Annotated in this window: 14 protein-coding genes and 1 pseudogene; 11 read left to right on the top strand and 4 right to left on the bottom strand. The window is 38.9% G+C overall.

Going from position 1 to position 12,358, the window contains the following annotated elements; all coding sequences use genetic code 11:
* Positions 1-23: 23 nt before the first annotated feature.
* The 4 genes from ACVIJU_RS16305 (at position 24) to ACVIJU_RS16290 (ending at position 2,881) form a co-directional block, all read left to right on the top strand.
* On the top strand, positions 24-401 hold the full coding sequence (locus ACVIJU_RS16305) for a CidA/LrgA family protein (protein ID WP_311067008.1): 378 nt from the start codon (positions 24-26) through the stop codon (positions 399-401).
* A gap of 9 nt (positions 402-410) precedes the next feature.
* Positions 411-1,097, top strand: coding sequence for an LrgB family protein (locus tag ACVIJU_RS16300; RefSeq protein WP_339229478.1), 687 nt, complete (start codon positions 411-413; stop codon positions 1,095-1,097).
* A 24-nt stretch (positions 1,098-1,121) separates the two neighbouring features.
* Positions 1,122-1,886: an NERD domain-containing protein gene (locus ACVIJU_RS16295; RefSeq protein ID WP_311067009.1), complete on the top strand. Its 765-nt coding sequence runs from the start codon at positions 1,122-1,124 to the stop codon at positions 1,884-1,886.
* 200 nt (positions 1,887-2,086) lie between these two features.
* Entirely contained in the window at positions 2,087-2,881 is a 795-nt protein-coding gene (locus ACVIJU_RS16290; protein WP_340734404.1) for a phosphotransferase family protein, read from the top strand.
* On the opposite strand, the gene ACVIJU_RS16285 is transcribed toward ACVIJU_RS16290, so the two are convergent.
* Positions 2,865-3,143 (bottom strand): YtzH-like family protein, encoded by a 279-nt coding sequence (locus tag ACVIJU_RS16285; protein WP_456687781.1) that lies wholly within the window; start codon positions 3,141-3,143, stop codon positions 2,865-2,867. The genes ACVIJU_RS16290 and ACVIJU_RS16285 overlap by 17 nt on opposite strands.
* A gap of 118 nt (positions 3,144-3,261) precedes the next feature.
* Here ACVIJU_RS16285 and trmB point away from each other — a divergent pair, with 118 nt between their 5' ends.
* Entirely contained in the window at positions 3,262-3,903 is a 642-nt protein-coding gene (gene trmB, locus ACVIJU_RS16280; RefSeq protein WP_063386610.1) for a tRNA (guanosine(46)-N7)-methyltransferase TrmB, read from the top strand.
* A 119-nt stretch (positions 3,904-4,022) separates the two neighbouring features.
* Here trmB and ACVIJU_RS16275 read toward each other — a convergent pair whose 3' ends face one another.
* Positions 4,023-4,805 (bottom strand): arginase family protein, encoded by a 783-nt coding sequence (locus ACVIJU_RS16275; RefSeq protein ID WP_339229474.1) that lies wholly within the window; start codon positions 4,803-4,805, stop codon positions 4,023-4,025.
* A gap of 236 nt (positions 4,806-5,041) precedes the next feature.
* Positions 5,042-5,170 carry a hypothetical protein gene (locus tag ACVIJU_RS16270; protein WP_456687780.1) on the bottom strand — a complete coding sequence of 43 codons (129 nt, stop codon included), beginning with the start codon at positions 5,168-5,170 and terminating at the stop codon, positions 5,042-5,044.
* 145 nt (positions 5,171-5,315) lie between these two features.
* Here ACVIJU_RS16270 and ACVIJU_RS16265 point away from each other — a divergent pair.
* The 5 genes and pseudogenes from ACVIJU_RS16265 (at position 5,316) to ytpR (ending at position 8,799) form a co-directional block, all read left to right on the top strand.
* Positions 5,316-6,390 (top strand): annotated as a pseudogene (locus ACVIJU_RS16265) (M42 family metallopeptidase).
* A gap of 24 nt (positions 6,391-6,414) precedes the next feature.
* Positions 6,415-6,936, top strand: a complete 522-nt coding sequence (locus ACVIJU_RS16260; protein WP_327855821.1) for a DUF84 family protein — start codon at positions 6,415-6,417, stop codon at positions 6,934-6,936.
* A 91-nt stretch (positions 6,937-7,027) separates the two neighbouring features.
* Positions 7,028-7,345 carry a thioredoxin family protein gene (locus tag ACVIJU_RS16255; protein ID WP_063386615.1) on the top strand — a complete coding sequence of 106 codons (318 nt, stop codon included), beginning with the start codon at positions 7,028-7,030 and terminating at the stop codon, positions 7,343-7,345.
* 33 nt (positions 7,346-7,378) lie between these two features.
* Entirely contained in the window at positions 7,379-8,197 is an 819-nt protein-coding gene (locus ACVIJU_RS16250) for a DUF1444 domain-containing protein (protein ID WP_063386616.1), read from the top strand.
* Positions 8,194-8,799 carry a YtpR family tRNA-binding protein gene (gene ytpR / locus ACVIJU_RS16245; protein ID WP_063386617.1) on the top strand — a complete coding sequence of 202 codons (606 nt, stop codon included), beginning with the start codon at positions 8,194-8,196 and terminating at the stop codon, positions 8,797-8,799. Before ACVIJU_RS16250 ends, ytpR begins: the two co-directional genes overlap by 4 nt.
* 100 nt (positions 8,800-8,899) lie before the next feature.
* Here ytpR and ACVIJU_RS16240 read toward each other — a convergent pair whose 3' ends face one another.
* Positions 8,900-10,351 (bottom strand): YfcC family protein, encoded by a 1,452-nt coding sequence (locus tag ACVIJU_RS16240; protein WP_311067013.1) that lies wholly within the window; start codon positions 10,349-10,351, stop codon positions 8,900-8,902.
* Positions 10,352-10,769: 418 nt separating this feature from the next.
* Between ACVIJU_RS16240 and aceB the strand changes: the two genes are divergently transcribed.
* Complete coding sequence (gene aceB / locus ACVIJU_RS16235; RefSeq protein ID WP_412674458.1) at positions 10,770-12,332, top strand: malate synthase A; 1,563 nt, start codon at positions 10,770-10,772, stop codon at positions 12,330-12,332.
* The last annotated feature ends 26 nt before the right edge of the window (positions 12,333-12,358 follow it).

Raw genomic sequence — 12,358 nt, 5'->3', positions numbered from 1 at the left:
GAGAGGAGTAAGGGGTAAAAAAATTGAAAATATTTAATTTGATATGGCAAATAGGTTTGTTGTATGTCATTTATGTTATTGGCACGTTCCTTCAAAAATTGTTTCATTTAATGATTCCAGGAAGCATTATAGGCATGTTGATTCTTTTCGCTCTTTTGCATTACGAGCCTTTTCAAAATTTAGTGAAAGACGGGTGCTCTTTTTTAGTCAAGCATCTTGCCCTTTTATTTATTCCTGCGACAGTTGGGGTGATGGAATATTTTTCGCTGTTCCAATCAAAAGGTATCTTGACAGTATTCATTGTCATTATTAGCACGGTGCTGGTGATGTCCATTTCATCTTTCGTCAGCCAGATGACCGCTGCCAAAAAAAAAGCAGGCTGCTGGGCAGAATGGGAGTGATCAAAGCTTATGAAAATAATAGTCTCCATCTTAATGATACTTGCTACAGTGCTGATTTATTGGCTAATGGTTAAATTGTACAATAAAATCCATATTCCATTATTAGTTCCGATTGCCACTTCAACATTTGTCATCATTAGTTTATTGATTACATTTCATATTTCGTATCATACGTACATGTATGGAGGAAAATGGATTGATGAGCTTCTAGGCCCTGCCGTAGTCGCGCTGGCATTCCCGCTGTACAAGCATCGATCAACATTGAAAAAGTACGCTGTATCAATTGTTTTGAGCGTTGTCGTCGGCACGATTATCGGGCTGTGTTCAGGAATTATGATGGCTGTTTTATTCGGAATAGATAAGGAACTGATTCTTTCGCTTGCACCCAAATCGGTCACTTCGCCGGTAGCTATGGATATCACAGACATAATTGGAGGTAATCCTACCCTTGCTGCAGTTTATGTCATGATAGCAGGAATATTTGGTGCGATGTTTGGACCTTATTTATTGAAATTACTTCGCATAAATCATCCAATTGCTATTGGGATCGGATATGGTACAGCTTCCCACGGAATTGGCACAGCGAGGGCAGCAGAATACGGCAGTCTGGAAGGAGCAATCGGTTCGATTTCGATGACGTTAAGCGCTATATTTGCTTCCATTATCTGCCCGTACGTTGTTCAGCTATTTTTGTAGAGATAAAGAGGAGATGACGCGATCTTGGCTCAGTTGATTAAAATGGAGGATTATATATCAAGGTATGAAATAGATCTAAATCGTTATGCCAATCAATTTATCCGCTTGAAAAAACAACAGTGGGAAGAAATTAAAAAAAGGTTTGAGAGTATCCAATTTGCTCATTCAACCTTAGATAGTGAAAAACAATTGTTTTTAGATCGGATTTTCAACTCCCAGCTTGTATGGGCAAGCTCTACCATTCGGGAAATTTCCCCGATGGATGAAGCTTTTGAAAAGGATTCGCTGCTCAAATATTTTTTGCAGCGGTTTCCTGACACTTATTTTGTCATGTATTATCCGGTTTTTCTTATTAAAAAAGCCTCTGTCCAAGGAGAAATTATCATCATTCGGCCAACAGATGTCGTATGCCTTACCGCATTAGAATATAAAGAAAACAACGTATTAATCGGTACAAAACAGAAATTTTGGCTGAAACGGGACGATCAAGGCGAGAAAAAAATATTATCTCCCATTATCGGATTGGAGCGGACAGCAAATATAGTAAAACAGATTTTATCAAATGCGGAGGTTGACTTTCCAATTCGAAAAATATTATTAAACAGAACGGGATATATACATGCTTCAGAGCTGCCGGCAGATATTGAAATAATTGATGTGAGAAGCTACGACGACTGGTTTCAAAATATGCGGCGCCAGCCTTCTCCTTTTAAAAATATGCAACTAAAAGCTGTAAAGGCTCTTTTAGCATCATGTGCAACAAATGCGGTAAAACGATTTAATGAATGAATTTTTTGAAAATGTTCGATTACATGTTGTTCTTTATGGAAGTATGAGGGTATGTTTTTACTTTTTCTTGACGAAAAAGACTGTTAGAAGATAAAATTTATTATGGATAGCTATTGGAAACATCTCATTCAATTCAATAGCTGTCTTTTTTATTGCGCAGGGTGTGAATCTACTAACGAAATGTGGGCTTGAAATTGAAGGTGAATTGGTTGGAAGACGTATTAGGTAGCGATTGGGAAATATCTCCGGCAGGAGGAGCGACAGGAGAAGCCTTTTATGCTGAAAAAAATGGAAAAAAACTGTTCCTAAAACGCAATTCTTCGCCGTTTTTAGCTGTTTTGTCAGCGGAAGGAATTGTTCCTAAGCTCGTTTGGACGAAAAGAATGGAAAACGGTGATGTGATTACGGCGCAGCATTGGCTAAACGGGCGCGGTTTAAAACCGAAAGATATGAAAAACGAGCACGTTGCGGAGCTCCTAAAGAAAATCCATCGGTCGTACGAACTACTTGATATGTTAAAACGTTTAGGAAAAGAGCCGCTCTCGCCTGAAACGCTGCTCGAAAATGTAAAAAAAGCAGCGGATTTGGAGCTTTTGGAGCTTCCGGTTATTCGACAAGCACTATGTTATTTGGAACAAAACGTGACAGAGGTGCAGCATAAAGAAGCTGTTGTTTGCCATTGTGATATTCATCATAACAACTGGCTTTTATCTGAGGACAACCAATTGTATTTAATCGATTGGGATGGAGCAATGATTGCCGATCCGGCGATTGATTTAGGAATGCTGTTATATACTTACATTCATGAAAGTGAATGGGATGAATGGCTGAAAAAATACGGAGCTGATTTAACGGACGATTTAAAAGTTCGCATGCATTGGTATATGTTAGCTCAAGTCATTTTGTCCATCTCTTTTTTGAGAAAGAAAAACAATGAAAAAGAAATGGCGGAGCAGCTGGAATTTTTAAATGCTTTGCTTAGGAAAGGGCATTGATATCCTCAAGCCATTGAGTCAACTGCCCTTGATGTGAGGCGATAAAATCGGTTATATCGCTGGAATTTTTCCCGTTTTGGCAATAAGTATATATTGTTTCAAGCGATTGCTTTAACTGTTCATTAACTTCAGCATTGGCCATTAATGACCGAATGAGGCGCTCTAATTGCTCATATTCCGCTACTGATCCGCAGCATTCACTTTCATGTTCAGATAAAATATCTTTCAGAAGCATCAGTTGATCACGATAATTCAATTGCATTCATTCTCACCCCATTTCTTTATTGATTAGAATATACATCATTTCGATTTCTATACAATAAAGAGCCGTTCAGTATACGGCTCTTTTGACATAGTAAAAAAATAAACAGAGGTGGAATATGCGTTTAAGAAATAAGCCTTGGGCCGGAGATTTTTTAAGAAATCATCCCCAATTTGTTATACAGCAGCCTTTTGAATGGAAAGGGAAATGGAACGATTTGTTCGGGAATGAGCATCCCGTTCATATAGAAGTCGGCACCGGCAAAGGACAGTTTATTGTCGGTATGGGGAAGCAAAATCCGCATATTAATTATATCGGCATTGAGCTTCAGGAAAGCGTCCTCGTCTCGGCTTTAAAAAAATTAAAAGAAGAGGAACTTCCGAATGTAAAGCTTATGAACGTAAATGCGAGCCAGTTAGCTGAAATTTTTGCGAAAGGCGAGGTTGAGCGAATCTATTTAAATTTTTCAGATCCTTGGCCAAAAAAACGCCATGCGAAGCGGCGCTTGACACATCATTCCTTTCTTTCCATTTTTGAGAGCATTTTAGCTGATGAAGGTGAAATTCATTTTAAAACGGATAACCAAAGGCTGTTTGAATATTCGCTTGTCAGTTTTTCCGAATACGGATTTTTATTGAAATGGGTAAGTTTAGATCTTCACCAAAGTGATTTTACAGACAATGTAATGACGGAATACGAAGAGAAATTTTCCAAAAAAGGACAAAAGATTTATAGGGCGGAAGTGAAATTGCGAAAGTGAAAATTCGGTAAAGACAAACATCCCTGCACGATAGTGTGCGGGATGTTTTTTTGATAAAAAATGGAATCTTCGAGGGATGAATCTTCTGCACTCTTCAGTCTTTTGCTTAAGCAAAAACTTTAGGCGAATTGATTTGTTTCGTACACGTGAGGATTCCGTAAGCACATTTTTAAAATGTTCAGATTTATCGTTTCATTTTTATTCGTCATTCGATCTTCGAGAAAAGAGAAAGCCAGTCTTTTACGCGGCGCCTCGCCGCAAACATCGAGGCCGATCACTTTTTTTTCATTTAATATTGTCCGCAAATAAAAAAGCAATGTCGCAGCACTCATTGTACCTTGGTCCCAGTTTGTCACCGCCTCCCCTTTTTTTAAAACATCTTTGTCGATGCTAATATAAACAAAATCATTTTGTATTTGTTGAATTTGTTGTAAAATATACGGATGATTTTCAGGTGTATACGGGATGACCTTGACTTTTTCTATTTCTTGTTTTTCTGTCCATTTTGGACCGATGATAATGGCTTTTGTTAAAAAAGGATTGTCTTTTAGCGCAAAAGATAACCATGAGCCGCAAGAAATTGGCATGTTCCTCCCGATTGCAGAATCGTCTAAGTCTGTATGATGGTCAAATAGAAGAAGGGTAAACGGAAGTTTTATTTCATTCAACAGGAGATATGTAACATAGTGATAATCGCCGCTGCCGATGAACGTAATTCCTTTTTGCTTGCGGCTAAACAGCTTTCTTTTTATTACTTTTAACGATTGTCCGTCACAAAACAGCCGGGTTCCTTCTAAATCAGTGAAATCAATGCATTCGTGAGAATACGATTGTAATTTTCTTTGATAATGGTATGTTTCATCAAAATGTAAAATCGTCACACCTTTTTTAACAATCCCCATTTTTTTCACTCCCCAAAGAGACAAAGAAATTTGTTTTCTCTGTTTCTTGTTAAGAGGAAAGCTGATTTACATGTAAAATGGTTCCGCTCGATGCATCGACAATTACTTCAAACTGTTCAGTTTTCCCTTTATAAAAACGGCTGATTCCTGCCTCATACACTTTATAAGATATATCATTTTTTTCATAATCTTGCGGGATGGTGTAAATCCAGGATCCGTTGATCGGGCCTTTTTGTTTAAAAGCTTGTTTTCACCGATTCAAGTGCTTTTTCCGGCGAAAGAAACGGCTTTTTATATTCGTTTTTTAATACATATCCGACGGCAATCCCTGCTGCGAAGCCGATCAGGAAATTTTTCCATTTCACAATCTTCCCTCCTTAAACAATTTACTATTAGTATAACGCAGTTTTGTTACATTTGTGGAATATACATTCATCATTCGCTAAAATAAGTTTATACATATTTTGTGTACGTGATGGTCTAAATTAAGCTAAAGAAGGGGATATAAACATGAACAACGAAACGTTGGATTTATTTAAAACATTAACAGAGCTGCCGGGTGCATCAGGCAATGAACACGCTGTTCGCTCATTTATGCGCAAAGAGCTAGAAAAATATGCAGATGAGATCGTTCAAGACAAACTCGGCAGCATTTTTGGAGTGAAAAAAGGCAGTGAGGATGGACCAACTATAATGGTTGCAGGCCATATGGACGAGGTAGGCTTTATGGTCACATCTATTACAGAAAATGGAATGATCCGCTTTCAGCCGCTGGGAGGATGGTGGAGTCAGGTTTTGCTGGCGCAGCGCGTGCAAATTATAACTGAACGCGGTCCGGTGATCGGCGTGATCGCATCCATCCCTCCGCATTTGCTCAATGAGGAAGTTCGGAAAAAGCCGATGGAGATTAAAAATATGCTGATTGATATCGGCGCTGATAATCGCTCAGATGCGGAAGCCATAGGAATCAAGCCAGGACAGCAAATTGTTCCGGTCTGCCCGTTTACGCCGATGGCTAATTCGAAAAAAATTTTGGCAAAAGCTTGGGACAACAGGTATGGATGCGGGCTGGCCATTGAGCTGTTGAAAGAAGTGAAAGATGAAACATTGCCAAACGTTTTGTATTCTGGAGCGACTGTCCAGGAAGAAGTAGGGTTAAGGGGAGCGCAAACGGCCGCCAATTTGATTAAGCCGGACATCTTTTTTGCATTGGATGCGAGTCCTGCCAACGACATGAGCGGGGACAACAAACGAATTTGGTCAGCTTGGAAAAGGAGTTCTGCTGAGAATTTATGATCGGACAATGGTCACTCATCGGGGAATGCGGGAATTTATTCTTGACACAGCTGAAACAAACAATATTCCATATCAATATTTTACATCCCAAGGCGGAACAGATGCAGGCCGAGTACATATTTCTGGCAGCGGTGTGCCTTCAGCGGTAATCGGAATATGCGCCCGATATATTCATACTCATGCTTCGATGATCCATGTCGATGATTATTTAGCAGCAAAAGAATTGCTTGTGAAGCTCATAAAAGCTTGCGATCGATCCACTGTTGAAAAGATTAAGCAAAACGTTTAACATAAAACATTCCGGAGGGAAAAAATGAATGTCGCAATCGGATCGAAAAACCTGGCGAAAATCAATGCGGTGAAGGAGACCTTTTCTCTTTTGGAAGAGAAGAACATGGAATTCATCTCAGTTGATGTTCCATCCGGGGTTTCAACACAGCCATTTTCCGATGAGGAAACATTGCAGGGGGCATTAAATCGGGCAAAAAATGTCTTTGAAAAAGTTAAACCGGATCTTTCGGTTGGTCTTGAGGGGGGTGTGGATGTTACACCTCGCGGATTGTTTTTATGCAATTGGGGTGCATTAATTGATAAAGATGGAAATGAATATATTGCTGGAGGGGCGAGAATCCCGCTCCCGAATGAATTTCTTGAGCCGTTGAAAAAAGGCTTGGAGCTTGGAGATGTAATGGATGCATATGCGAAAAAAAGAAATGTGAGACATCGAGAAGGAGCAATCGGAATCTTTACAAACGGCTTTATCGACCGGAAAGAAATGTTTGCACATATCATGAAGCTGTTAATAGGACAATATCAATTTTCCAAAAAAAATTAACTTTGATCGGCTCAGGCATGCGAGTTAGTAGCTTTTTTTGCTGAGATTTGTTACGATGCCAATGAAAAAAGATAAAAGGAGACTTGCAGAGATGGAAAACATTCAATCTGTTGATCATTTTTGGGAGCTTACGAAAGGAAAAAATGCTTTATTTGTATTTTCGGCTGATTGGTGTCCAGATTGCGGGTTTATTAAGCCGCATCTTCCTGAATTGGAAAAGGAGAATCCGCAGTTCGCATTTTATTATGTCGATCGGGATGAATATATCGATTTATGCGCAGAATTAAATGTTTTTGGCATCCCAAGCTTTATCGCATTTAACGAGGGAAAAGAGATCGGACGCTTCGTCAGCAAAGATCGGAAAACAAAAGAGGAAGTTCAGCAATTTTTAGATGGCTTAAATCTTTAATATAAAGAAAATAAAAAGGAGATGATCAGCCTTATGAATTCTGAACAAATGGTCGAATTGTTAAAAGAGAAGTTAAATGATTACTCATTTCACTTTTCATTTAATCGAAAAAAGGATACGTTAAGAATCGAAGATCCAGAATTGAAAAAAGGGCTGACACTCTCCTTGCCAGGTATTATTTCAAAATGGAACGAAAAAAAAGAAAAAGCGATTGATGAATTCGTTTATTACATAACCGAGTCTCTCTCAGCTATGAAAAATGAAGGTGCATTAAGCGGCAAGGAAAAACAGATTTATCCTGTCATTCGCTCAACTTCCTTTCCGGTTGAGTCGAATGGCGTTCCTCTTATTTTTGAGGATCATACTGCTGAGACCCGCATTTATTATGCCCTTGATCTCGGAAATTCGTATCGCCTAATTGATGAACAGATGATGAAGAAGGAGAATTGGACGCGCCAGCAATTGAAGGAAATGGCTGCCTTTAATTTGCGTTCATTGCCGACAAAAGTAAAAGAAGATAAGGTCGCAGGCAATGTTTTTTATTTTTTTAATTCAAATGACGGCTACGATGCCAGCAGGATTTTAAATGAGTCAATTTTAAAAGAATATGAATCAAAAGTTCAAGGGGATATGACTGTCAGCGTCCCTCATCAAGACGTGCTGATCATAGGCGACATTCGAAATGAAACGGGTTATGACGTGCTGGCACAGCTGACGATGAGCTTTTTTACAAATGGGAGGGTGCCGATTACGGCTTTATCCTTTATTTATGAAAACAAAAAGCTCGAACCGATCTTTATTTTGGCAAAAAACCGCAGAAAACTGACGAAAGGAGACGATGACAAGCAATGAATGTATTTTACAATAAAGAAGGAATCGGCGATGTACTCATCATCTCTTTAAAAGATATACCGTATGAACAGAAGCGGTTTGAAAGAAAAGGAGATGTTGTAAAAATATTTGATGCTGAAACTAATGAAACAGCAGGCTTCAACATTTTTCAGGCAACTTCTTATTTTTCGCTTGACGGAAACGGCCAATTAGATGTAACGGCAGAAATGGTGGAAAAGATCAATCAAACAATTGCGCAAAATGGTTTTTCAGATAAGCTGGAGGCGGATTTATCACCGAAATTTGTCGTTGGCCATGTATTGGAAAAAGAAAAGCATCCGAACGCTGACAAATTAAGTGTATGCAAAGTCGATGTGGGGGATGAAGTGCTTCAAATTGTTTGCGGGGCACCGAATGTTGCGGCTGGACAAAAAGTTGTTGTTGCAAAGGTAGGAGCGGTTATGCCAAGCGGAATGGTGATAAAAGAAGCTGAACTAAGAGGCATTTCCTCGAGCGGCATGATCTGTTCGGCAAAAGAATTAAACCTGCCCAATGCACCAAAAGAAAAAGGGATTCTTGTATTGGAAGATAGTCGAAAGCCAGGGGAGCCGTTTTTTAAGTAAAAATGCGATAAAATTTCAAAAAACACGCGGAAAACATTTTGTTTGCCGCGTGTTTTTTATATGATGATTTATTAATTTTTGACTCATTTTAAATCATGATTCAACCGTTCCACTGAATGAAATGAGCGGTGATCAGGAAAATAGCAGATAATCCAAACCAAATTAAAAATAATGGTACATAAAAGCGAACCCATTTTTGCCATGAAACTCCAGCTAGTGCTAGTGCAGCCATAAAATATCCTGAAGTTGGAAATAATATGTTGCCTAGCCCGTCTCCAAATTGGTAGGCCAAAACAGCTGTTTGTCTCGTAACTCCGATCAAATCAGAAAGCGGAGCTAAAATCGGCATAGTAACTAATGCTTGTCCGCTGCCTGACGGAATTAAAAAGCTAAATAGCATTTGGACAATAAACATCCCAATGACACTAAATGTTCCTGGTATTTCGCCTACTATCGTTCCTAGTGTATGGACAATGGTGTCCATTATTTGCCCGTCTTCCATAACTACTGATACTGCTCTGGCAATACCAACAATGATTGCCCCAACTAAAACTTCACGAAAACCGTCATTAAATGCTTCGCAAATATCGTTTAATGTTAATCCAGCGATCAGACCTACAACCACACCCATTATAATGAACAGTCCAGCCATTTCTAACATAAACCAGCCTTGAGTTAAAACACCGTACACTAATAAGACAAAAAAGGATAACAATGCAAAAGAAGCAGCTTTTTGTTTTTTATTCATTTCATTCCTTTTGGATACAGATTGATTGAAGTACATATTCCTTTTAGCATGATCGTCTTTATATACTAAGCTTGCTTCAGGATTCTTTTTAACTTTTTTAGCATATTGCATAATGTAAATCATTCCTGCTAAAACAAAGACAACGAAAGCCGCTATGCGAAATTCTATACCTGAGTATATTGGAAGTCCTGCAATTTTTTGACCTAAACCAGTATTAATAGGGTTAAGAAAGCCTGTCATAAAACCAGCAGTAGTTGCAACTAAAGCAACCGCCGCCGCCACCATTGAATCAAATCCTAAAGCAATAAATAGGGGGAGAATTACAGGTATATAAACTAAACTCAGTTCTTGCGTTCCAATTAAACTGCATATAATTGCGAATACAGTCATTAAAACTGGAATTAATACAATACCATTGGAAGCAAATGTTCTTGCTAGTTTCTCTACTCCTATTTCTATAAGTCCTGTTTTTCGAATAACGGCAAATATACCGCCGATGATCAAAGTGAAAAAAACGATATCACTTGCTGCAACTAATCCTTTTGGGACTGCCATCATAAATTCAACAGGACTTACAGGTGCTGCTTCAACAAAATCAAATGAGTTTGGATCAATCGTTGTTCTTCCTTCAGGTCCTGGAATACGTTCATAAACGCCAGCAGGTACAAAATAAGTAGCGGCTGTAGCAAGAATTATTAAAACAAACAATATGACATAAATATGAGGCATTCTTAATTTCTTTTTCTCCAATTGTGGTTTTTGATTAATAAAAGCTGCATTTTTTACACCTTTTTCAGCTTCCATTTTTTATCCCTCCTCCTCTGTTTGTGACACTTTATGTTCGTTTTTATAACATAATAATTTGTGGTAGCTATTCTGTCATTGGTTATTTTCACTGAAAATGAACTATTTTTTTGTAAAATCTATTAAATTTTACAATTATTTTAATTTAAAAAACGAAATCATGTTATAAAAAATAACATAAAATTATTTAAGTTTTCAAAAAGTGCTGATTGATATAGAGGTATGTATCGGATGTACGAGCGAAAAAGGGAAGTTAATAAAAACTTATTGAATGTGATAAGAAAACGAAAACAACGAATTTTCAAAAAAGTCTTCCAATCTGTATTAATCTGTTATATATTAAAAGTGTAATTTAAAAACTGTTTTATAACAAGGTAGGTGAGGAAACGTGAAGGCTAGTGCAGCATCTAGGCTGGAAGTGAAGGGAACTCTTCTGCCTTCTTACAGGGAGATTTTAACGAACGAAGCCCTTCAGTTCGTCGAAAAGCTTGAACAAACATTTGGTTCAAGAAGAATCGAGCTGCTTGAACTGAGGAAAGAACGGGAAAGGCGAATTAATGAAGGGGAGAAGCCGTCGTTTTTAAAGGAGACGGAACATATTCGAAAAGGGGACTGGACGATACCGCCTGTTCCAAAAGATTTGCAGGATCGCAGAGTTGAAATTACTGGACCTGTCGACCGGAAAATGATTATCAATGCCTTAAATTCAGGCGCAAAAGTTTTTATGGCGGACTTTGAAGATGCAACATCACCGACTTGGGAAAATATTGTGGAAGGACAAATTCACTTAAGGGATGCGGTCAACAAAACGATTGAATATGTGAATGAAAACGGAAAGGTATATAAGCTGAATGAAGAAACGGCAACGCTGATCGTGCGGCCGAGAGGACTCCATCTAGAAGAAAAACATGTCCTATTGGACGGAAAACGGATTTCAGGCAGTCTGTTTGATTTTGGCCTATATTTCTTCCACAATGCAAAAGAACTGATCAAAAGAGGAAGCGGACCTTACTTTTATTTGCCGAAGCTGGAAAGCCACTTAGAAGCCAGATGGTGGAACGATGTTTTCTGTTTCGCGCAAGATGAATTGGGGGTAAAGCGGGGGACGATTAAAGCAACCGTTCTGATTGAAACGATATTGGCCGCGTTTGAAATGGACGAAATATTATACGAGCTGAAAGAGCATTCAGCTGGATTGAATTGCGGCAGATGGGATTACATTTTTAGCTATCTGAAAAAATTCCGAAACGATCAAAACGTCATTTTACCTGATCGGGCGCAAGTAACGATGACGGTTCCGTTTATGAGGGCGTATTCTCTGCTCGCGATTAAAACGTGCCATCGCCGGAACGTTCATGCCATTGGAGGAATGGCAGCGCAAATTCCGGTTAAAGATGATCCGGTGAAAAATGAAGAGGCGTTCCAAAAAGTGCGCGCTGATAAAGAGCGGGAAGCGAAAGATGGACACGATGGCACATGGGTGGCACATCCTGCGCTTGTACCGGTTGCCAAAGAAATTTTTGACCAATATATGAAACAACCTAACCAGATTGATAAACAGCTAGATGTTGAGATTTCAGCAGAACAGCTTCTTGAAGTCCCGGAAGGAACAATTACAGAGCAAGGATTAAGAACGAACATTGATGTCGGCATTCGTTATCTTGCATCATGGCTTTCTGGAAGAGGAGCTGCACCTATCCACAATTTGATGGAGGATGCTGCAACGGCAGAAATTTCAAGGGCACAGGTATGGCAATGGATTCGTCATCCAAAGGGGGTGTTGGAAGACGGACGGAAGGTTACAATAGAGCTTTATGAAAAAATTAAGCAGGAAGAGCTGGAAAAAATAAAACAAGAGTTTGGTGAAGAAGCCTATCAAAAAGGGCGTTTTGATGAAGCGGCGAAATTGTTTGATGAGCTTGTGAGAAATGATGAATTCGTAGATTTTCTGACGCTTCCAGGCTATGAAAGATTAAATTAAAAAATATTTCAAAAAAGGGGAGAGAA

The sequence above is a fragment of the Aeribacillus sp. SP014 genome, from assembly GCF_054055575.1.
The sequence above is the reverse complement of the archived record's forward strand: the minus strand, read 5'-3'. Positions and strand labels throughout refer to the sequence as shown.